Consider the following 20,641-nt stretch of genomic DNA (forward strand, 5'->3'; position numbering starts at 1 on the left):
TCAGATCAGGAAGTGATCCTCCATCCATTGCATGCCGGCGGCATTGGCCTTGGTCACGACGGGCCCATCGGTGATGACGTGCTTCGGAATGCCCTGGCCGCTCTTCTCGCCGGCGGTGACCGCGGCGACGCCTGCTACGATCGCGCCGCCATGAATACGGCAGGACGGATTGCGGACGGTCGCGAACATGCGGCCCTCGCTGACCGCCTGGATCGCCGGCGGCATGGCGTCGACGCCGCCGATCAGGATGTTGGTGCGGTTGCGCGCCTTCATGATGTTGTAGGCGGCGAGCGCCATGTCGTCATTGTGGAAGAACGCCGCGTCGATCTGCGGGTATTTCGTGAGATAGGTCTCCCACAGCCGTGCCGCCTTCGACACGTCCCAGTCGGCCGGCTGCGTGTCCAGCACCTCGATGTTCGGGAACTGCTTGATCACCGAATTGAAGCCCTTGGCGCGGCCCTGCGCGCCGGTGTGGCCGAGCGCGCCCTGCGTCATGATGATCTTGCCCTTGCCGCCCATCGCAGTCGCCAGAGCCTGCGTGACCGATGCGCCCATGAACTCGTTGTCGGGTGCCAGGAACGAATGGACGTTGATCTGATCCAGCGGCGCGATCAGCGTGTCCATGTCGATCACGGGAATGCCGGCATCGATCATCTTCTGCACCGGCTGCGTCAGCGTTCCGATGCCGAACGCCTGGATGGCGACGAAATCCCACTTCTGCGACGCCATGTTGTCGATTGCGGCGCGCTGCTTCACCGCATCGAGCTGGCCGTCGAACCAGGTGACCTCGACATTGAGCAGCTTGCCCCACCATTCCGCGGCCTGCTTGCCCTGGGCGCACCAGGTCGCCTGCAGGCCGGCATTGGAGAAGGCCGCCTTGAGGGGCTTTTCGGAGCGGCCCATCTCGGCGGCCATCGCCGGATTGATGCCGAAGCCGGCGAGAAGGGCCGCCGCAGAGCCCGCGGCCGTCGCCGCCTGGAGAAGATCGCGCCTCGTCGTGGACGTTTTTTTAGTGCCGGACATCCCGTGCTCCCTGTCCCATCGTTGTCCGGCGGCGTCATTGATCGCGCCGCCGAGAGCAGCAGTGTTTCACAACCCCATTGATCACGCCACAGCCGGATGTTGTGCGTTGCACCGAGCGACTGTCGCGCTGCACGCGCGATGTCAGAAAACCGTGATGTGCTCGTGGTACGCGGCAGCGCAGCTTTGGGAGAGAGCCTTTGGCCCCGACACGCATTGCCGTGATCGCCGACATCCATCACGGCCGGGATACACCAACGAAGCGGGGATCGGCGGCGCTGCAATTGCTCGAGCGCTTCGTCACGGAGGTGAACGCCGAAAACATCGATGCGGTCATCGATCTCGGCGACCGGATTTCTGACGAAGATCCCGAGCGCGATCGTCTGCTGCAAAGCGATGTCGCGATGTGTTTTGCAAAGCTTGCGCCGACGCATCATCACGTCAGCGGCAATCATGATGTCGCATTGCTTAGTCTCGCCGACAATGAAGCGATCATGGATCGTCCGAGCGGGTCGCGCACCCTGATCATCGGTGATGTCAGATGCGTGTTCTGGCAACCCGACGTGACTCTCACGCCGACGCGCGGCCTTCGCCTCTCCGCGGGCGATCTCGACGCGCTGGTCCAACTGCTCGCGCAGGATGATCGTCCAACCTTGCTCGTCAGCCACGTGCCATTGTCAGGGCATGCTCAGATCGGCAACTACTACTTCGAAGCCAATCCGGGACACGCGGCCTATGCCGAGGCCGACGAAATCCGCACGGCCATCGCGGACGCGCCGTGCCCGATCATCGCGCTCGCCGGGCATGTTCATTGGAATACCCTGACGACGGTCGATGGCACACCGCATCTGACCTTGCAGTCGCTGACCGAGACGTTCATCTCGGGCGATCCGGCCGAGGCGGCGGGCATTCTCGCGATGGATGATGGTGTGCTGCGCTGGACCGTTATCGGCCGCGAACCGCTGTCGGTGACGCTGCCCTGGCCAGCGGCCAAGGCGCGGTGGCGTGCTCCATTGGCGCGCTTTGCGACGGCTGCGGTGGCCTGATGTGATTGCGTGTTCAGGCGGCGTTCATCCGGCCCGCGATACCGTTAACGGGAAATATTGTGGCGCGCTGCGACGACTGCAAAAAAATAGAGCAGGGCAGCGGGCCCTGCTCGGAAATTGTGTCGACCCTTTAGATATCCCGCAAGTTCAGATTTGATCTTGTTAAGCGGGGTGACGCTGCTTGTTGCGCGCCAGGGCTCCTCCCGAGACTTGGACCACCAGACTTCCGCAAGCGTTAGCCTGAGGCCCAAATTCGTAGACGATCTTTTTGCGTTTGTCATCCTTTTCGGCAACGATTGTTCAAAATTCGCGCACTCTCTGAAATGATCGGTAAGTGCTTGCAATTGACGAGTTTTATTTTCGTGTTTTCTCGTGATGGGTGCTGAATTACCGTGAAAGCGGTCGGCCCATCGGTTGCGGCGGGATTGTTCTTAATCAACGACCGCTGGCGAAATGTGCCGACTGTGCCTTGCGCGACCTCGACTCCTGGCGTTCGCTCGGGCACAAGAATTCAGTTCATTTGGCAGGCTTTGATGCGGCAGCGGCTGCAGGCGTTTCTCCCGATCATGCTGATCGCACTGATGGTGCAGATCCTGGCGCCGATCGGTGCTGCCTGGGCGGCGGCTTCAGCGGCGGCTGACCCGCTGCGCGGCCTCGAAATCTGCCACAGCCAGTCTGGTTCCCAGTCGTTGGACGATGAGTCGCCGGCGAAGCTCGCACTCCACGGCTGTTCGCTGTGCTGCCTGGCGCAGCCGGTCACACTGGATGGGCCGGAGCTGTCCGCCATCGCCACACCGCAACGGGAATCGGGCGGGGTCGTGTGGCGCGCCGGTGATCCGGCCGGCCGGATCACCAAGGCCTTCTCGAACGCGCAGGCAAGGGCTCCGCCCGCAGCGTGACGCGCTGGCTGCTGTGCGGCCCTTATCTCCCAAATCGCATAACCACCGTGCGTTGTCTGCTCGGCCGTGACTGGCGCGCGGACACGTGCCAATCGATCGAGCCGCCGGCGCATTGCCGCCAAGAAAAGGATAACCGACATGACCTTCCTCGGACGCTCTCTGCTTGCATTCGCTCTCCTGTTGGGCGGATCTTCTGCCGCCTTCGCCGCGGATGTGAAGGCCGGTGACCTCGTCATCACCCAGCCATGGAGCCGCGCCACGCCGGGCGGCGCCAAGACGGGCGCCGGCTATCTGACCATCGAGAACAAGGGCAGCGCGCCGGACCGCCTCGTCGCAGTGACGGGCGACGTCGCCGGGCGAGTCGAGATTCACGAGATGGCTGTCACCAACGGCGTCATGACCATGCGTCCGCTGGACAAGGGACTCACGATCGAGCCGGGCAAGACCGTCGCGCTGGCGCCGGGCGGCTATCACCTGATGCTGATGGATCTGAAGAGCCCGCTGAAGCAGGGCGACAAGCTGCCGGTCACGCTGGAGTTCGAGAAGGCCGGCAAGGTGTCCGTGACGCTCGAGGTGCAGGCGGTCGGCGCCAAGGGGCCGGGCGGCGAGGGTGGCAGCATGATGAAGCAGCACGATCATTCCGGCATGAAGATGTAGGCCGGGCGCCCCGCGACTCCGACGGAGAGGCCGGCCTCGATGCAACGGGTGGTGAACGCTGCCATGATAGCCGGTTCGCTCGCGAGCCGGCTGGTGGCGGTCGGCCGTGCTCGGGGGCCTGCCGCCCGCTTCCGTCGAAAGCTCGGCCGATATCTGCCGGTCGCTCTGCTAGCAATGCTGTTGCAGGTGCTGGCGCCAGTGGCGGCGTCCGCCATGACGGCTGTGACGATCGCGACGGCCGATCCGTTCGGCGGGGTGGTGATCTGTCATGCCGAGACGGATGCGGCGCCATCGAATGGCGATACCGACCGCACCGCCTGCGGCCTCGACTGCGTCATGTGCTGCGTGCTGCACGCCGCCGCGGCGCTCGACGCGCCGCCCGCGCCATTCGATGCGGCTCCGCTGCGTCTGACGGCATCCATTGTCTGGACTGCGCGCGAGCTCCGCCTCGTTCATTTGCTCGCCCGGGCACAGGCGCAACCAAGAGGACCTCCCTTCCTTTCCTGAGCACAGAAATCGTCATCGGCGCCGCAGCAGCGCGCCAATCCGTTCTGAACCAGGAAGACCGGCCGTGCAGCCGGCATCGGGGAAGTCAAACATGTTCCGTCGTCATGCCCTTGGTGGTGTGAGCGTGCTCGCCCTGCAGCTCATGCTGCTGCAATCGGCCACGATCGCGAGCGCCGAGACCGAGAAGGAATTGCCGTCCGTCACCGTCGACGCGCCGCGCGCCGCGCCACAACGGGCCGTGCGCAAGCCGATCGCGCAGGCAACATCCGTCCGCACTCACGTGCCGAAGCCGCCTGCCGCATCCGTGGCCAGCAGCTCCGGGCAGGGAGGAGCGGTGTCCGACCCAGCCTCGGGTGCCGGCGCCGCTCGCAGCCAGCTCAGCCAGTCGCCGTCCGGCCAGACCGCGACCACGATCGACCGCAGCCGCTACGATGACCGGCCTGCGTTTTCCGTCGGCGACATCCTGCGCGAAAGCCCCGGCGTCTCGCTCAAGCAGGGCAACGGACCGCGCGATCTCGGCATCTCGATCCGCGGCTCCAATGCCCGCAACGGCTTCGGCATCCGCAACATCGCGCTGTTCGAGGATGGCTTTCCCGTCACGCAGCCGGACGGGCTGTCGCGCAGCGACCTGATCGATCCCCACGCCTACGGTGCGGTCGACGTGATCCGCGGGCCGTCCTCGGCGCTCTACGGCAACTATGCGACCGGAGGCGCGATCAATTTCCGCACCCGTCCGGGCGGCAGCATCGACGGCGCGGAGATCGGCAGCGAAGGCGGCAGCTTCGGCTATCTCAGCAACTACATGACGTTCGGCAAGAAGGTCGGCAATTTCGAGGGCTCGCTGTTCACCAGCGACGTCCGCGGCGACGGCTATCTCGGCAACAGCTGGTTCAACACCCAGACCGTCAACTTTCTAGGCACCTACAAGGCGACGCCGGACGACCGCTTCACGGTCAAGATCATCAACAACGACCTGGTCACGCGGCTGCCAATCCGATACACGCTGAGCCAATACTATCAAAACCCGTATCAGCAGGGCTGCACCACCTGGGCCTCCAGGGCAGCCGGCTGCGCGGCTGTTGGGCTCAACAAGAACGGCCTCAATACGCTCGGCGGGGTGGACCAGGAGACCGCGCTGCAAGCCGGGCTCGGCCGCAACGACCGCCGCACCATCGTCGGGGGCCGCTGGGAGCACGACTTCGACAACGACACGAGCTGGCGCAACCAGTTCGTGTTCGACGACCGCAACATCAGCCAGCCGACAGGATCGACCAGCGCGATCGGCGACTATCCGTCCTACAACTACATGAGCGACATCACCAAAAGGGGAGAGATCTTCGGGCTGGAATCGACCGCCTTCTTCGGCGCATTCTACAACACGCTGACCGCATCCGGAGATACGCGCTTCGTCGTGCCCGGCGGCAACGCGGCGCTCGGCGGCCTCTCGGCCAACACCTGGAGCGAGACCACCAACTACGGCCTGCGGGCGCGCGAGGAGCTCAAGCTGACAGCGGCACTGACGGCGGTGGCCGGTCTCGGCTGGGAGCGTACCCATCTGCGCGGCGTGAACACCGCCTATACCTACGGCGCGACGACAACGACGACGATCACGACGGCGGACCGGAAGTTCGACAATCTCGCTCCCGAGCTGGAGCTGCTCTACCGCGTGAACAGCGACTGGCTGCTGCGCGCCCGCGTTGCCACCGGCTACGGCACGCCGCAGGTCTCGAACCTGTTCGTGTTGCCAACCGGCGATTTCGGCAACAACACCCAGCTGAAGTCGCAGACCAATCTGGGCTACGACGTCGGTTTCGACTGGACGCCGAACCGGTCTCTGACCTTCAGTGCGACGGGCTTCTATGAGTTCTTTCGCAACGAGATCGTCACCCAGGCCGTCACAGGTACGCAAAACACGTCGTACACCTTCAATGCACCGCGCTCGGAGCATCGCGGCGTCGAATTGGCGGCCGACTGGAGGTTTCTGCCGGGCTGGCGGTTCACCGCCGCCTACACCTACCTCGACCAAGTCTACACTGAATATACCGAGAACCTTGCGAGCGGCTCGAAGCTGTTCAGCTTCAACCGCGTTGGCAACAAGATTCCCGGCATCTCGCCGAACGAGCTGACCGCACGGCTCGGATACGATCACCATAGCGGGAGGCTTGCGGGGCTTGGTGCCTTCGTCGAGGTCCAGTGGAAGGATTCCTTCTATATGGACAACGCCAATCTGCTGAAGGCACCGGGCTATGAGCTCGTCAATCTGAACGTCCACTACAAGACCGAGCTTGCCTCGGATACGTTCAAGTCGATGAACGTCTTCTTCGAGGTCCGCAATGTGTTCGACCGCACCTACATCGCCTCCGCAAACAACCTACAGAATACGGTGACGGGCGCCGGCGTGCAGGGACTGGCGGGCACCGGGACGATCTACGCCGGCTCACCGCGCGCCTTTTTGGCCGGCATGAAGGTGGCATTCCGATGAGGACCGAAATGACAAGGATCGCACAGCTTCGGAGCGGGCTCGTCGGGCTGGCGATCGCCATGCTTTGTCCGCTCACCGCCCAAGCCCAGATGGCGCACCAGCATGGGGCGGAGGCAGCATGCGAGGGCACTGAGCTCCGATGCGCAACCAAGGTGACGCCGTTCTTCGCTGGCGACGGCAAGCTCTGGCTCGTTTGGATGGCCGGGGGACGGATCTCGGTTGCGAGCTCGTCCGACGGCGGGAAAACGTATTCCGCCACCGTGCCGGTCACCGAGCAGCAGCTCAACCTCGACTGGGGGCCCGATGCGCGGCCGAAGCTGGTGGTCGATGGCAAGGGCGCGGTTGCGGTCGCGTTCTCGATTTTCCGCGACCAGGCCTTCAACGGGCAGGTGCTGTACTCCAGGTCGGAGGACGGTGGCAAAAGCTTCGCAGCGGTTCGCCCGATCACGGCCAGCAACGAAAGCCAGCGCTTCGAGGCGCTGGCTTTGGACCAGGATGGCACCGTCTTCGTGGCCTGGCTCGACAAGCGCAACCGGGCGCCGGCGAAGGCCGCCGGGCGTTCCTATGAGGGCGCAGGGCTGTTCTTCTCGTCGTCGCGCGATGGCGGTGCCACCTACGCCGAAGCGACGCTCGCCCAGGACAACACCTGCGAATGTTGCCGGCTCGGGCTTGCGTTCGCGGGGCCGGGTCGTCCGGTCGTGATGTTCCGCAACATTTTCGATGGCAGCGTGCGCGACCATGCCGTGATCACGTTCAGTGATCTCGGCACCCCCGGCGAGGTCCACCGGGTCAGCACCGATGATTGGCAGATCAAGGCCTGCCCGCATCAGGGGCCGAGCCTGACCGTGGCGCCGGCGGGCACCTATCATGTCGCCTGGTTCACCAGCGGCAAGGTTCGTAAGGGGCTGTTCTACGCGCATTCGCGCGATGGCGGCCGGACGTTCTCGGAGCCGATGGCGATCGGCCAGGCCGACCGCAATCCGACGCGACCCTATGTGCTCGCGACCCAGGACAGCACGACACTGGTGTGGAAGGAGTTCGACGGCGAGCGCACCACGGTGATGGGAATGCAATCGCGGGACGATGGCGAGACGTGGTCGAAGCCGCGCGCCGTTGCCAGCACGGACAATGCGTCGGATCATCCGCTGCTGGTCGCCCGTGGCAAGCAGATCTTCCTGTCCTGGATGACCAAGTCGGACGGCTATCGGTTGCAGCCGATCGGAGATGAGTCATGAAACGCGCATTCGCTGCCCTTGCGATCTTTGGCCTCGTCGCCTTGACGGCGTCGAGCACCGCAGCGCCGCCATCGCTCAAGCCGTTCGAGCGCGGCACGTGGCGCGAGGTGCTGCGGGCCCATGCGGGTCGTCCGACCCTGATCCATTTCTGGGGCGTCACCTGCGGCCCCTGCAAGATCGAGCTGCCGCAGCTCGGCAAGTTCATGTCCGATCATCCCGAGATCGACGTGGTCACGGTCAGCGCCGACCTCGTGCCCAATCTGAATGCCGCGACCCAGGCCATGCTGGACAAGGCCGGTCTTTCCACGGCGGAGAACTTCATTTTCGCCGACGGCTATGTGGAGCGCCTCCGGTTCGAGATCGATCCGTCCTGGCAGGGCGACATTCCGCGCACGATGCTCGTGACCCGCGAGGGCGTCGTCTCGACCATCGAAGGCAGCGCCGAGATCAGCGATCTCGACAAATGGTCCTCGGAGCAGGGACGGTCGCGCTAGGACGGTCCGGGCGAGGGGATCAAGGCTGGCCGCGCCGCGGCCAGCCTTGAGATGGCGCCGCGGCGGGGTTCATCCTCCACTTCAGGGAAACCGGTAAATTGATTGGGAATCCGGCGGCTTAGCCGCTTTTTCTCAAACCCAGCCTTGTGTTTTGCCGCCTGATCCGGTTTGACTGCGCCAGCCCGAACCGAATCTCGAAGGCCTCGCCCATGCGTCTGTCGCGGTTTTTCCTGCCCATTCTGAAAGAAAATCCGAAGGAAGCCGAGATCGTCTCGCACCGGTTGATGCTGCGCGCCGGCATGCTGCGGCAGGAGGCGGCCGGGATCTATGCCTGGCTGCCGCTGGGCTTCAAGGTGCTGAAGAAGATCGAGCAGATCGTGCGCGAGGAGCAGAACCGCGCCGGCGCGCTGGAACTGCTGATGCCGACATTGCAACTCGCCGATCTCTGGCGCGAGAGTGGCCGCTACGATGCCTACGGTCCGGAGATGCTGCGCATCAGCGACCGCCACAAGCGTGAGTTGTTGTACGGGCCGACCAACGAGGAAATGATCACGGAGATCTTCCGTGCCTATGTGAAGTCCTACCGTAACCTGCCGCTCAATCTCTATCATATCCAATGGAAATTCCGCGACGAGCAGCGTCCCCGCTTCGGCGTGATGCGCGGCCGCGAATTCCTGATGAAGGACGCCTATTCGTTCGACCTCGACGAGGCCGGCGCGCGGCGCGCCTACAACAAGATGTTCGTCGCCTATCTGCGCACCTTTGCGCGGATGGGCCTGAAGGGCATCCCGATGCGCGCCGAGACCGGTCCGATCGGGGGCGATCTCAGCCATGAGTTCATCGTGCTCGCGGAGACCGGTGAATCCGGCGTCTACTCCGACCGCAATGTGCTCGACCTGCCGATCCCTCCGGCCTCCGTCGATTATGACGGCGACCTGACGCCGATCATCAAGCAATGGACGTCGCTCTATGCGGCGACCGAGGACGTCCATGACGCCGCCCGCTTCGAAGCCGAGGTGCCGGCTGAGCGGCGGGTCCATACCCGCGGCATCGAGGTCGGCCAGATCTTCTATTTCGGCACCAAATATTCCGAGCCGATGAAGGCGCTGGTCGCGGGCCCCGATGGGGCGGAGGTGGCCATCCACGGCGGCTCCTATGGCGTCGGCGTGTCACGGCTGGCTGGTGCGATCATCGAGGCCTGTCACGACGACGCCGGCATCAGATGGCCGGAGGAGGTCGCTCCGTTCCGCGCCGTGATCCTCAACCTGAAGCAGGGCGGCTCCGACACCGATGCTGCCTGCGAGCAGCTCTATCGCGATCTCCTCGCCAAGGGGGTCGACGTGCTCTACGACGACACCGAGCAGCGTGCCGGCGGCAAGTTCGCCACGGCCGACCTCATCGGCATCCCCTGGCAGATCATGGTCGGCCCCAAGGGCCTTGCCGAGGGCAAGGTTGAGGTGAAGACCCGCAGCGACGGCGCCCGCCAGATGATGTCCCCCGCGGACGTCGTGGCACGGCTCGGCGGCGGAACATTGGCTGGCTGAGACGCGCGTTCGATCATCGGATTATCCACCGGGGCTGCCCGTCCCTTCAGGCCAATCCGGCCACATTCGGCCCGAATCATGGGATGATCGCACAATGGATGACGCCATGACCGAACCGGTGCAGACCACCACCCCCTTCGCTCCCTTCGAGTGGATGCTGTCGGGGCGCTATCTGCGTGCGCGCCGCCGGGAGGGGTTCATCTCCGTCATCGCCGGGTTCTCCTTCCTCGGCATCATGCTCGGCGTCGCCACCCTGATCATCGTGATGGCGGTGATGAACGGCTTCCGCAAGGAGCTGCTCGACAAGATCCTCGGTCTGAACGGGCATTTGCTGGTGCAGCCGCTGGAGTCGCCGCTCACCGACTGGAAGGACGTCTCCGAGCGGATCGCGCAGGTGCAGGGCATCCGCCTTGCCGCGCCGGTGGTTGACGGACAGGGTCTGGGCTCGTCGCCATTCAATGCGTCAGGCGTGTTCATCCGCGGCATTCGCGCGCAGGACCTCACGAACCTGACGTCGATCGCCAAGAACATCAAGCAGGGCTCGCTGGAAGGTTTCGACGAGGGGCAGGGCGTGGCGATCGGGCGCCGGCTCGCGGACCAGCTGTCGCTGCATGCCGGCGACAGCATCACCCTGGTCGCCCCAAAGGGCGCCGTGACGCCGATGGGCACCACGCCGCGCATCAAGCCCTACAAGATCGCGGCAGTGTTCGAGATCGGGATGTCGGAATACGACGCCAGCTTCGTCTTCATGCCGCTGGCCGAAGCGCAGGCCTATTTCAATCGCAACAACGACGTCACCGCGATCGAGATCTTCACCAGCAATCCCGACAAGGTGGAGGAGTTTCGCAAGACGGTGACCGAGGCGGCCGGCCGACCCATCTTTCTCGTCGACTGGCGCCAGCGCAACTCGACCTTCTTCAATGCGCTGCAGGTCGAGCGTAACGTGATGTTCCTGATCCTGACCTTGATCGTCCTGGTCGCGGCGCTCAACATCGTTTCGGGACTGATCATGCTGGTCAAGGACAAGGGCCAGGACATCGCCGTGCTGCGCACCATGGGGGCTTCGCAGGGGGCGATCATGCGGATATTCCTGATCACCGGCGCCTCGATCGGGGTGGTCGGCACGCTCACCGGATTCGTCGTCGGCCTCCTGATCTCGATGAATATCGATTCGATCAGGAAGTTTCTGTCCTGGCTGACGAGCACCGATCTGTTTCCCAATGAGCTCTATTTCCTGTCGAAGCTGCCGGCTGAGATCGATGCCGGCGAGACCGCGGCCGTTCTGATCATGGCCTTGACCCTGTCTTTCCTGGCTACGCTCTATCCATCATGGCGCGCGGCCCGATTAGACCCGGTCGAAGCGCTTCGCTACGAGTGAGGCGCTGATGGAAGAGCAGGGGGCAGAGGATGTGCCGGTCGTTTATCTCCACGAGATCAAGCGGCGGTACATGCAGGGCGAGCAGCAGCTGACCATCCTGGACGGCGCCAAGCTGGCGTTGTGGGCGGGGCAGTCGGTGGCGCTGGTGGCGCCGTCGGGCTCGGGCAAGTCGACATTGCTGCACATCGCGGGCCTCCTCGAGAGCCCCGACGAGGGCGAGGTCTATGTCGGGGGCGTGCCGACGTCGCAGCTCACTGACATCGAGCGCACCCAGATGCGCAGGACCGATATCGGTTTCGTCTACCAGTCGCACCGGCTGCTGCCGGAGTTCACGGCGCTGGAGAACGTGATGCTGCCGCAGATGATCCGCGGCCTCAAGCGGTCGGAGACCGTGAAGCGGGCGACCGAGATCCTGGCCTATCTCGGGCTCGGCGAGCGCATCAAGCACCGTCCGGCCGAGCTCTCCGGCGGCGAGCAGCAACGCGTCGCGATCGCGCGTGCGGTCGCCAATGCGCCGCGTGCGCTGCTGGCGGACGAGCCGACCGGCAATCTCGATCCTGGCACCGCCGATCACGTCTTTCACGCGCTGATGCAGCTTGTGAAGGCAACGCGGGTCGCGATGCTGATCGCGACCCACAACATGGAGCTGGCGGGCCGCATGGACCGGCGCGTCTCCATCGTCGGCGGCAAGGTCGTCGAGCTCGACTGAGTCCGGCCGCAGTCAGGGCCTGATCACCGTCATCTTGAACGGCTCGCGATGGGCGGCGGCATGGGCGACCGCGTCGTTGGCATGATCGAGGTCGAAACAGGTCGGCTCGAACTGCGCAAGGTCGAGCAGCCCGGCCCTGATCAGCTCCACCATCCTGACCGTCGCGCTTGGCGGGTACATCCAGACGCCGTGGATCGTGACGCACTCGCGCATGATCCAGGGATAGGGCAGCTCGAGCCCGGCTCCGCCCAGCATCCCGACGCCGCCCATCAGCACCACGCGCCCATAGGGACGCACGGTCATCACGGCCGACCGCACGACCTGGGCGGTGACCGACGGCGGCATGATGTCGAGCACACAGTCGATCGGGCGCGGCGCCGCGCGCTTCATGCGTGCGATGTCCTCGCCCTCGTCGCCCGAGAGCCTGACCGGATGGACGCGGGATCCAAACCGGCGCTTCAGCTCCGCCAGCATGACCTCGTTGCGGCCGGGCGCCACGACCGCAGCGGCGCCCATGGCAAGCGCCACCGCGACCGCGGCGCTGCCGAACCTGCCGGTGGCGCCGCTGACCAGGACGGTCTCGCCCGCGTGCAGATTGGCGGCAATAAAGCCGCCATAGGGCACGAGCAGGGTGCCGAGCGCGCACCAGCGCGCAGCGTCATCAGTGTCGATGGCCCCGATCGGCTTGGCGTTCTCCGTCGGCACGCGCATCCGTTCGGCAAACGAGCCGTGCCGGAAATATTGTTGCAGCCTCAGCCCGCCCGGTCCGCGCGCGCTCAAGCCCTGCAGGGTGATGTCGGGGGCGAAGGCTGCGTCACGCGAGCGCACGGTTGGATCGCAGAACACCCAGTCGCCGATGGCGAGATGCGTCGCGTCGGGGCCGAGGGCGCTGACCCGGCCGACCCCTCCGGTGCCGGGGATCACCGGCAGGTCCAGCAGGTACTTCCGTTCGCCGCTGAACACTTCATTCGCATAGGACAGCACGCCGGCCGCGGCGATGTCGACGATGATTTCGCCGGTGCCGAGCACGGGGTCTTCGACATGCTCGATCTCGAGCGGCGATCCAAATCGTTTGAGCACGGCGGCCTTCATGGTCCTTCTCCATTTTCGCGGTGGCGAGGCTCCAGCCTGCCGGTCTATGCTCCGCGCAGGAAGGCCTGGTATTATCCTGGGATTAGGCAAGCCCACGCTGGCCACACCTCCCGCGGGAGCGAACCATGAGGGATCCAGCACATGAGTGATCCGCGACATGCCGAGCTCGGCAACTTCCTGCGCTCGCGGCGCGAGAAGCTGACGCCGCAAGCGGTCGGACTCGCGGCCGGGCGGCGGCGACGCACCGCAGGGCTGCGACGGGAGGAAGTGGCCGAGCTCGCTGGCATCGGCGTCGACTGGTACATCCGAATCGAGCAGGGCCGGGCCGTGAAGCCGTCCTCCTCGACCATCGATGCGCTGGCGCGCGCCCTGCGCCTGAGCCGAACCGAGCATGCTCATCTCAAGGCGCTGGTGCGCGATCCTACGCGCAAGCCGTTCGTGCGCGAGCAGGTGCCGGTCCGGCTGCGCGAGCTCGTGCAGAGTCTGAACCAGCCGGCCTACATCTCAGGACGGCGATGGGATGTGCTGGCCTGGAATGCCGCGGCGGACGAGATCTTCGGCTTCTCTCAACTCGCCGACGATGAGCGCAACACGTTGGTGCTGATGCTGTGCAAGCCCGGCGTGCGCCGGCTGTTCGGCTCGCAATGGAAGGAGCTGGCGCAACGCATGGTCGCGCAGTTTCGCGCGACCTACGATCTGTGGGCGGGCGATCCCGCTTTCGTCGATCTGATCGAGCGGCTTCGGCGCGGCAGCCGCGAGTTCGACGGCCTGTGGGCGGCGCACGACGTCAATGCGCTTGCTGCCGGCGAGAAGCTGCTCGAGCATCCGAAGAAGGGCCGCGTGAGGCTGCGATACGCGACCTTCCAGTCCAATGACGATCCCGCGCTGAAGTTGGCGATCTACTACACGTGATGACGATGCCGCTCCGGACGAGCGTGCGTTCAGCATGGGCCGGGAAGCACCACACATTCGTCCGCTTTGCGCATGATGATGCTACGCATTCGCAAGACTCGTCGTGCTGCCCTGAAGAATTCACGACTGAGACGTGACAGGGTTCGTTCCGTGACCGGGAGTTTCCCGATCACGATTTTGCCGTCGCGCGTATTGTGGCCATGGATGGACGCCGGCCACGACTCCTCCTTACATCTTATTAGTTGTTTGTTCATGTTGCGGGCAAAGCCTTGGAAAACAGGCCTTTGCGCCCAATCCCATAAAAGCCGGAAAGAATGGTTCTGATCTGCACATCGGTTGATGTCGGCGGAGCGAATGCGGGTGGCAGGATCGCTTCGTCGCGCTGCATGTTTTTCGCACGAAACCAGAGGGCCTGGGGACTTTGGGACAGAAGCTACGGAGTTCGATGATGAAGACGCTTTTCGGCGCAACGGTGGGGCTCGGCGCAATCGCCGCGGCGACGTCTGCATTCGCAGCTGATCTTCCAATGAAGAAGGGGCCGTACACCAAGGCGCCGCCCGCCGTCGTGGCGACGGTGTACGACTGGAGCGGCTTCTATGTCGGCTTCAACGCCGGCGGAGGTTCCAGTCGGGATTGCTGGAATCTGGTTTCGAACGCCGGTGTGGCGGTGAACCCGGCAGCCAACCGCGAAGGCTGCTCCGGCGGCGGCGGCGCGGCCGTCGGCGGCCAGGTCGGCTACCGCTATCAGATGGCCAATTGGGTGTTCGGCGTCGAGGCGCAGGGCGACTGGGCGAATTTCAAAGGCACGAATCGCAACCTGATTCTTCCCAATGTCAGCGACCGTTCACGCACCAACGGCTTCGGCCTGTTCACCGGCCAGGTCGGCTATGCCTTCGACAACATTCTCGGCTATATCAAGGGCGGTGCCGCGGTCGTCGGCGATCGCTACGACACCTTCACCACGGGCACCAACGTGATGCTCGATCGCGCCAACACCACGCGTTGGGGTGGCACGATCGGTGCCGGCCTCGAATATGGCTTCGCGCCGAACTGGTCGGTCGGCGTCGAGTACGACCACATCTTCCTGGGCAACAAGAACCTGAACTTCGTCGCCGCGGCCGGCGCGCCCGCGATGACTCATCGCATCAAGCAGGATGTCGACATCGGGCTCGTGAAGCTGAACTACAAGTTCGGTCCGGGTTTCGGGATGATGCGCTGACGCAACGTCACCCTCGATTGCTTCGGTTCGTCGGAGCCACGGCTTCGACGAACCTTCGATGGTATGGCCTGAGACGACAGCTCGCTGCGTCGAAGGTGGGGACGGGTCAGTCCTCTTCGAACACGAATGGGTTGGGGAACGGCGCGTAGGGATTTGGCGCCGGCGGACGCGGCTTGATCCGTTGCCTGTGCGGATACGGATAGGGCGTCGCGCGCGGGTCATTGCTGACGCCGGCGAAATAGGGATTCGCGATGCAGTTCAGCAGGCGTCCCGACGCCGTCGCCTGGCATTGCGCGTAAGTGTCGAAGGTGCAGTGGCTCAAGCCCGGAAACTCATCACCCTGCAGACAGAACGCATGCCTGACACCGACGGCGTGAGCCGGCGCATGGGTTGCGACCACGAGGCCGGCTGCAGCCAGGGCCGCAAATAAAACCTCACGCATCAACGATCTCCCTTCATCCCTTGATGACCAGAACGCGCGCGCTTCATGGCGAAGCACCGGCGCGACGGCCCTCACGCGTGTGTAGTCGGTCGGCCCTCGATTGCAAGCTGGAAAGTTCCATCAACACACTGTGATTAAAGATTAATTTCCCAACATGTCTCGTGGCTTTTCAGCAGCGAGCTGTGACCGAGCGGCTACAGCAATTGTGGCGCAGATCGTTAAGAGATGCGGCTGGCCTGGGGGCCAAATGAGACGAGACTGGACCTGTGATGAAGAAACTTCTGTTGACGACGACGGCGCTCGTGGTGCTGGCCTCGCCGGCGCTTGCCGCGGATCTCGCTGCGCGTCCCTACACGAAGGCACCGCCGCCGGTGATGGCTGCGATCTATGACTGGAGCGGCTTCTACATCGGCGTGAACGGTGGCGGCGGCTGGAGCGAGAACACCTGGGATCTGGTCGGCGGCGGCCGCGAGGGTTCGCATGATGCATCCGGCGGCACCGTCGGTGGCCAGGTCGGCTATCGCTGGCAGATGGGCCAGATCGTGTTCGGCGTCGAGGCGCAGGGCAATTGGGCCGACCTCACCGGCGACAATCAGAGCGCGCTGTTCGGAACGCGTAACCGCACCAAGACCGATGCGTTCGGCCTGTTCACCGGCCAGGTCGGCTATGCCATCAACAACGTGCTGCTCTACGCCAAGGGCGGCGCGGCTGTGACCAGCAACAAGTACACGATCACCAACGCGGCGACCGGCGCGTTCCTCGCCTCCAACGACGACACGCGCTGGGGCGGCGTGGTCGGTGCCGGACTCGAATACGGCTTCGCGCCGAACTGGTCGCTGGGCGTCGAGTACGACCATCTGTTCATGGATCGCCAGACCGTCAGCTTCGGCGCGCTCGGCTCCGACAGCATCAAGCAGGACGTCGATCTGTTCACCGCCCGCCTGAACTACCGCTTCGGCGGCCCGGTCGCGACGCGGTACTGAGTCGCTCCGCGCACGATCGGCGGATTGCAAAGCCCCGGCGTTCGCGCCGGGGCTTCTTGTTTGTGGGCCGGATTAACCATCTGCGGCGCGGGCGCGGCAACGGGTCGATCAGCGCGCTTGACCTGAGAACAGAAAAGGAACATTGTTCTTCATATGTTCTGGCTCAGGGAGGTCACGATGCTGAAGGTTTTCGTTCAAGAAGCCGCCGCGCTGGCGTCGATCACGCTGTTCGTCGGCATGATCGCGCTCTGGGCGCAAATCATTCCACAGCTTTAGTTTTCCGAGCGCAGCGGCTGGGGACAAGGCAGGCGAGGGCGCCGGACTCGCCGGAGGGCGTCCGATATGATGCGGAGCGAGTCGGTCGGGAGATAGGGCATGGCGCCGGGTCGTGACCCGAGCAAGCCCGGAAGCCGGCCCGACACCGTGATCGATCTCGGAAAAGCCCCAGGAAGTTGCAAAGCGAGCATGTCCAGCGCCGGATTCGTCCATCTCCACGTTCACTCCGCCTATTCGCTGCTGAAGGGCTCGATCAAGATCGGCAAGCTCGGCGAACTCGCCAAGGCCGATCGCCAGCCCGCGCTGGCGCTGACCGACACCGACAACATGTTCGGTGCGCTCGAATTCTCCGACAAGATGGCGAGCTATGGCATCCAGCCGATCGCCGGCTGCGAGCTCGCCATCGATTTCGGCGACATGGACCCGAATGCCCGCAATGCCGGTGCGGTCGCGCAGCCCTCGCGAATCGTCCTGCTCGCCGCACGCGAGGAGGGCTACCGCCACCTGATGCGGCTGAACTCGCGCGCCTTCCTGGACACGCCGACGCATCAGGCGCCGCACATCAAGTTCGAGTGGCTGAACGAGGGTGTCGATGGTCTGATTGCGCTCACCGGCGGGCCCGATGGGCCGATCTCGCTCGCGATCCAGCACGACATGGCGGCACTTGCGACGCAGCGCTGCGAGCGGCTGGCAAGCCTGTTCGGCGACCGCCTCTACATCGAGCTGCAGCGCCACGGGGTCGACCGCGAGCGCCGCGTCGAAGGCGGCCTGATCGATATCGCCTATGGCAAGGGCCTGCCGCTGGTCGCGACCAACGAGCCGTATTTCGCGACCGCCGACGACTACGAGGCGCATGATGCGCTGCTGTGCATCGCCGGCGGCCATCTGGTCGCCGACACCGAGCGCGTGCAGCTGACGCCGGATCACCGCTTCAAGACCCGCGCCGAGATGGCGGTGCTGTTCGCCGACCTTCCGGAGGCCTTGGCCTCGACGGTCGAGATCGCCGAGCGCTGTTCGTACCGGCCGCGGACGCGCAAGCCGATCCTGCCGTTTTTCACGGTCGGCGCCGGCACCGGCAGCGATGCCGTGGACGCCGCGAGCGCCGAGGCCGCCGAGCTGAAGCGACAGGCGGAGGAGGGGCTGGAGCGGCGCCTCAAGGTGCACGGCATGGCGCCGGGCATGACCGAGGAGGACTATCAGAAGCGGCTCGCCTTCGAGCTCGACGTCATCATGCGCATGAAGTACGCGGGCTACTTCCTGATCGTGTCGGACTTCATCAAGTGGGCCAAGGCACACGGCATTCCGGTCGGGCCGGGTCGTGGCTCCGGCGCCGGCTCGCTGGTCGCCTGGGTGCTGACCATCACCGATCTCGACCCGATGCGGTTCGCGCTGCTGTTCGAGCGCTTCCTCAATCCCGAGCGTGTCTCGATGCCGGACTTCGACATCGACTTCTGCCAGGACCGCCGCGGCGAGGTGATCTCCTACGTGCAGCAGCGCTACGGCCGCGACCAGGTGGCGCAGATCATCACCTTCGGCACCCTGCAGGCGCGCGGCGTGCTGCGCGACGTCGGCCGCGTGCTGCAGATGCCCTACGGCCAGGTCGACAAGCTGACCAAGCTGGTGCCGCAGAATCCGGCCGCGCCGGTGACGCTCGCCGCCGCGATCGAGGGCGAGCCGAAGCTGCAGGCCTTCCGCGACGAGGACCCGGTGGTGGCCCGCGCCTTCGATATCGCGATGCGCCTCGAAGGCCTGACGCGGCACGCCTCGACCCACGCTGCCGGCATCGTGATCGGCGACCGGCCGCTGAGCGAGCTGGTGCCGATGTATCGCGATCCAAAATCGGACATGCCGGTTACCCAGTTCAACATGAAGTGGGTCGAGCCCGCCGGCCTCGTCAAGTTCGACTTCCTCGGCCTGAAGACGCTGACCGTGCTCGACGTCGCCGTGAAGCTTCTGAAGCAGCGCGACGTCCACGTCGATCTCGCGACTCTGCCGATCGACGACGCGCCGAGCTATCAGATGCTGGCGCGGGGCGACGTGGTCGGCGTGTTCCAGGTTGAAAGTCAGGGCATGCGGCGGGCGCTGATCGACATGCGCCCGGACCGCTTCGAGGACATCATCGCGCTGGTGGCGCTGTATCGTCCCGGTCCGATGGCCAACATCCCGACCTACTGCGCCCGCAAGCACGGCGAGGAGGAGCCGGAATATCTGCACCCGATCCTGGAGCCGATCCTGAAGGAGACCTTCGGCGTCATCATCTACCAGGAGCAGGTGATGCAGGTCGCGCAGCAGATGTCCGGCTATTCGCTCGGCGAAGCCGACCTCCTGCGCCGCGCCATGGGCAAGAAGATCCGCGCCGAGATGGACAAGCAGCGTGTCCGCTTCGTCGAGGGCGCCACCCAGAACGGCGTGCCGAAGGACCAGGCCGACACGATCTTCGACCTGCTCGCCAAGTTCGCCGACTACGGCTTCAACAAGTCGCACGCGGCCGCCTACGCGCTGGTGTCCTACCACACCGCCTACATGAAGGCGCATTATCCGGTGGAGTTCATCGCAGCGTCGATGACGCTCGATCTCAACAACACCGACAAGCTCTCGGAATTTCGTACCGAGGCGCAGCGCCTGGGCATCAAGGTCGAGCCGCCGTCGATCAACCGCTCGGGCCCGACCTTCGAGGTCAGCGGCAACACCATCTTCTACGCGCTGGCAGCATTGAAAGGCGTCGGGCCGCAGGCGATCGAGATGATCGTGGAGGCCCGCAACAAGGGCGGGCCGTTCACCTCGCTCGCCGACTTCGCCTCCCGCGTCAATCCGCGCGCGATCAACAAGCGCATCATCGAGACGCTGGCTGCGGCCGGTGCGTTCGACGTGCTCGACAAGAACCGCGCGCGCGTGTTCGCCGGCGCCGACGCCATTGTCGCCGCCTGCCAGCGCGCGCACGAGGCCGCGACCTCGGGCCAGAACGACATGTTCGGCAACGCCGCCGACGCGCCCGCGATCATCCTGCCCAACATCGAGAACTGGCTGCCGGCCGAGCGTCTGCGGCGCGAATATGATGCGATCGGCTTCTTCCTGTCGGGCCATCCGCTCGACGACTACGCCGCGGCGCTGAAGCGCCTGCGCGTCCAGAGCTGGGCCGAGTTCTCGCGCGCGGTGAAGACCGGCGCGACCGCGGGCAAGGTCGCCGCCACCGTGGTGTCGCGCATGGAGCGGCGCACCAAGACCGGCAACAAGATGGGCATCATGGGCCTGTCGGATCCGACAGGCCATTTCGAGGCGGTGCTGTTCTCCGAAGGCCTCGCACAATATCGCGACGTGCTCGAGCCGGGCGCGGCGGTGCTGCTGCAGCTCGGCGCCGAGCTGCAGGGCGAGGATGTGCGCGCGCGCGTACTCCATGCCGAGCCGCTCGATGATGCCGCCGCCAAGACGCAACGTGGCCTGCGCATCTTCCTGCGCGACACCAAGCCGCTCGACTCCATCGTCAAGCGCCTGCAGGGGCCGGAAGGTGTCGCGGCCAATGGCAACGGGGCGATCGCCAAGAGCGCCGCGCCGCCGTTGGCGCCCCGCACCGCCGCAGGCGAAGGCGAGGTGTCGCTGGTCATGATGCTGGACCTCGAAACCGAGGTGGAGATGAAGCTGCCGGGGCGCTTCAAGGTTTCGCCACAAATCGCAGGTGCCATCAAGGCGGTGACCGGCGTGGTCGACGTGCAGCAGCTGTAATCGAGGCGATCGTTCCACTGGAGCGG

18 protein-coding genes are annotated in these 20,641 nt (G+C 65.0%); 14 read left to right on the plus strand and 4 right to left on the minus strand.

Annotation, left to right across the window (positions count from 1 at the left end; translation table 11 throughout):
* Positions 1 to 1,023 carry a sugar ABC transporter substrate-binding protein gene (locus QX135_RS16585; protein WP_315711569.1) on the minus strand — a complete coding sequence of 341 codons (1,023 nt, stop codon included), beginning with the start codon at positions 1,021 to 1,023 and terminating at the stop codon, positions 1 to 3.
* 197 nt (positions 1,024 to 1,220) lie between these two features.
* Here QX135_RS16585 and QX135_RS16590 point away from each other — a divergent pair, with 197 nt between their 5' ends.
* The 10 genes from QX135_RS16590 to QX135_RS16635 all read left to right on the plus strand — a co-directional run bounded on the left by QX135_RS16590 (position 1,221) and on the right by QX135_RS16635 (position 11,971).
* Positions 1,221 to 2,066, plus strand: a complete 846-nt coding sequence (locus QX135_RS16590; RefSeq protein ID WP_316176394.1) for a metallophosphoesterase family protein — start codon at positions 1,221 to 1,223, stop codon at positions 2,064 to 2,066.
* Between the two features lie 533 nt (positions 2,067 to 2,599).
* Complete coding sequence (locus QX135_RS16595; RefSeq protein WP_316176393.1) at positions 2,600 to 2,965, plus strand: DUF2946 family protein; 366 nt, start codon at positions 2,600 to 2,602, stop codon at positions 2,963 to 2,965.
* Between the two features lie 138 nt (positions 2,966 to 3,103).
* Positions 3,104 to 3,622 carry a copper chaperone PCu(A)C gene (locus QX135_RS16600; protein ID WP_315770855.1) on the plus strand — a complete coding sequence of 173 codons (519 nt, stop codon included), beginning with the start codon at positions 3,104 to 3,106 and terminating at the stop codon, positions 3,620 to 3,622.
* Positions 3,623 to 3,685: 63 nt separating this feature from the next.
* Positions 3,686 to 4,129, plus strand: a complete 444-nt coding sequence (locus QX135_RS16605; protein WP_316176392.1) for a DUF2946 family protein — start codon at positions 3,686 to 3,688, stop codon at positions 4,127 to 4,129.
* A 91-nt stretch (positions 4,130 to 4,220) separates the two neighbouring features.
* Positions 4,221 to 6,611 carry a TonB-dependent receptor family protein gene (locus tag QX135_RS16610; RefSeq protein ID WP_316176391.1) on the plus strand — a complete coding sequence of 797 codons (2,391 nt, stop codon included), beginning with the start codon at positions 4,221 to 4,223 and terminating at the stop codon, positions 6,609 to 6,611.
* 8 nt (positions 6,612 to 6,619) lie between these two features.
* The gene (locus QX135_RS16615; protein WP_316176390.1) at positions 6,620 to 7,846 is read left to right on the plus strand and encodes a sialidase family protein; all 1,227 of its coding nucleotides are present in this window, start codon (positions 6,620 to 6,622) and stop codon (positions 7,844 to 7,846) included.
* Complete coding sequence (locus QX135_RS16620) at positions 7,843 to 8,340, plus strand: TlpA disulfide reductase family protein (RefSeq protein WP_315810872.1); 498 nt, start codon at positions 7,843 to 7,845, stop codon at positions 8,338 to 8,340. Before QX135_RS16615 ends, QX135_RS16620 begins: the two co-directional genes overlap by 4 nt.
* A 209-nt stretch (positions 8,341 to 8,549) precedes the next feature.
* Positions 8,550 to 9,884, plus strand: coding sequence for a proline--tRNA ligase (gene proS, locus QX135_RS16625; RefSeq protein WP_316176389.1), 1,335 nt, complete (start codon positions 8,550 to 8,552; stop codon positions 9,882 to 9,884).
* Between the two features lie 94 nt (positions 9,885 to 9,978).
* Positions 9,979 to 11,262 (plus strand): lipoprotein-releasing ABC transporter permease subunit, encoded by a 1,284-nt coding sequence (locus QX135_RS16630; protein ID WP_315711581.1) that lies wholly within the window; start codon positions 9,979 to 9,981, stop codon positions 11,260 to 11,262.
* Positions 11,263 to 11,269: 7 nt separating this feature from the next.
* Entirely contained in the window at positions 11,270 to 11,971 is a 702-nt protein-coding gene (locus tag QX135_RS16635; protein ID WP_315738246.1) for an ABC transporter ATP-binding protein, read from the plus strand.
* A 12-nt stretch (positions 11,972 to 11,983) separates the two neighbouring features.
* Here the strand turns inward: QX135_RS16635 and QX135_RS16640 are convergent, their stop codons facing one another.
* Complete coding sequence (locus QX135_RS16640) at positions 11,984 to 13,063, minus strand: zinc-binding alcohol dehydrogenase family protein (protein ID WP_315780223.1); 1,080 nt, start codon at positions 13,061 to 13,063, stop codon at positions 11,984 to 11,986.
* Positions 13,064 to 13,204: 141 nt separating this feature from the next.
* On the opposite strand from QX135_RS16640, the gene QX135_RS16645 reads away from it, so the two are divergent.
* Positions 13,205 to 13,975: a helix-turn-helix transcriptional regulator gene (locus QX135_RS16645; protein WP_316176388.1), complete on the plus strand. Its 771-nt coding sequence runs from the start codon at positions 13,205 to 13,207 to the stop codon at positions 13,973 to 13,975.
* 250 nt (positions 13,976 to 14,225) lie between these two features.
* Here the strand turns inward: QX135_RS16645 and QX135_RS16650 are convergent, their stop codons facing one another.
* Positions 14,226 to 14,363, minus strand: a complete 138-nt coding sequence (locus QX135_RS16650; protein ID WP_315738243.1) for a hypothetical protein — start codon at positions 14,361 to 14,363, stop codon at positions 14,226 to 14,228.
* 57 nt (positions 14,364 to 14,420) lie between these two features.
* Between QX135_RS16650 and QX135_RS16655 the strand changes: the two genes are divergently transcribed.
* Positions 14,421 to 15,194 carry an outer membrane protein gene (locus QX135_RS16655; protein WP_315711586.1) on the plus strand — a complete coding sequence of 258 codons (774 nt, stop codon included), beginning with the start codon at positions 14,421 to 14,423 and terminating at the stop codon, positions 15,192 to 15,194.
* Positions 15,195 to 15,300: 106 nt separating this feature from the next.
* On the opposite strand, the gene QX135_RS16660 is transcribed toward QX135_RS16655, so the two are convergent.
* Positions 15,301 to 15,636 (minus strand): DUF3551 domain-containing protein, encoded by a 336-nt coding sequence (locus QX135_RS16660; protein WP_315738242.1) that lies wholly within the window; start codon positions 15,634 to 15,636, stop codon positions 15,301 to 15,303.
* Positions 15,637 to 15,905: 269 nt separating this feature from the next.
* Between QX135_RS16660 and QX135_RS16665 the strand changes: the two genes are divergently transcribed.
* Positions 15,906 to 16,619 carry an outer membrane protein gene (locus tag QX135_RS16665; RefSeq protein WP_315770845.1) on the plus strand — a complete coding sequence of 238 codons (714 nt, stop codon included), beginning with the start codon at positions 15,906 to 15,908 and terminating at the stop codon, positions 16,617 to 16,619.
* 465 nt (positions 16,620 to 17,084) lie between these two features.
* The gene (gene dnaE / locus QX135_RS16670) at positions 17,085 to 20,615 is read left to right on the plus strand and encodes a DNA polymerase III subunit alpha (RefSeq protein WP_315775306.1); all 3,531 of its coding nucleotides are present in this window, start codon (positions 17,085 to 17,087) and stop codon (positions 20,613 to 20,615) included.
* The last annotated feature ends 26 nt before the right edge of the window (positions 20,616 to 20,641 follow it).

Origin of the sequence: Bradyrhizobium sp. SZCCHNR1098, assembly GCF_032489375.1 — a bacterium.
In the GTDB taxonomy this organism is placed as follows: domain Bacteria; phylum Pseudomonadota; class Alphaproteobacteria; order Rhizobiales; family Xanthobacteraceae; genus Bradyrhizobium.

Coding starts and splice junctions, on each gene's coding strand:
- QX135_RS16635 (WP_315738246.1), top strand. CDS start 11,270: ATGGAAGAGCAGGGGGCAGAGGATGTGCCGGTCGTTTATCTCCACGAG.
- QX135_RS16640 (WP_315780223.1), bottom strand. CDS start 13,063: ATGAAGGCCGCCGTGCTCAAACGATTTGGATCGCCGCTCGAGATCGAG.
- dnaE (WP_315775306.1), top strand. CDS start 17,085: ATGTCCAGCGCCGGATTCGTCCATCTCCACGTTCACTCCGCCTATTCG.
- proS (WP_316176389.1), top strand. CDS start 8,550: ATGCGTCTGTCGCGGTTTTTCCTGCCCATTCTGAAAGAAAATCCGAAG.
- QX135_RS16600 (WP_315770855.1), top strand. CDS start 3,104: ATGACCTTCCTCGGACGCTCTCTGCTTGCATTCGCTCTCCTGTTGGGC.
- QX135_RS16610 (WP_316176391.1), top strand. CDS start 4,221: ATGTTCCGTCGTCATGCCCTTGGTGGTGTGAGCGTGCTCGCCCTGCAG.
- QX135_RS16645 (WP_316176388.1), top strand. CDS start 13,205: ATGAGTGATCCGCGACATGCCGAGCTCGGCAACTTCCTGCGCTCGCGG.
- QX135_RS16660 (WP_315738242.1), bottom strand. CDS start 15,636: ATGCGTGAGGTTTTATTTGCGGCCCTGGCTGCAGCCGGCCTCGTGGTC.
- QX135_RS16605 (WP_316176392.1), top strand. CDS start 3,686: ATGATAGCCGGTTCGCTCGCGAGCCGGCTGGTGGCGGTCGGCCGTGCT.
- QX135_RS16665 (WP_315770845.1), top strand. CDS start 15,906: ATGAAGAAACTTCTGTTGACGACGACGGCGCTCGTGGTGCTGGCCTCG.
- QX135_RS16650 (WP_315738243.1), bottom strand. CDS start 14,363: ATGCAGCGCGACGAAGCGATCCTGCCACCCGCATTCGCTCCGCCGACA.
- QX135_RS16595 (WP_316176393.1), top strand. CDS start 2,600: ATGCGGCAGCGGCTGCAGGCGTTTCTCCCGATCATGCTGATCGCACTG.
- QX135_RS16620 (WP_315810872.1), top strand. CDS start 7,843: ATGAAACGCGCATTCGCTGCCCTTGCGATCTTTGGCCTCGTCGCCTTG.
- QX135_RS16615 (WP_316176390.1), top strand. CDS start 6,620: ATGACAAGGATCGCACAGCTTCGGAGCGGGCTCGTCGGGCTGGCGATC.
- QX135_RS16585 (WP_315711569.1), bottom strand. CDS start 1,023: ATGTCCGGCACTAAAAAAACGTCCACGACGAGGCGCGATCTTCTCCAG.
- QX135_RS16630 (WP_315711581.1), top strand. CDS start 9,979: ATGGATGACGCCATGACCGAACCGGTGCAGACCACCACCCCCTTCGCT.
- QX135_RS16655 (WP_315711586.1), top strand. CDS start 14,421: ATGATGAAGACGCTTTTCGGCGCAACGGTGGGGCTCGGCGCAATCGCC.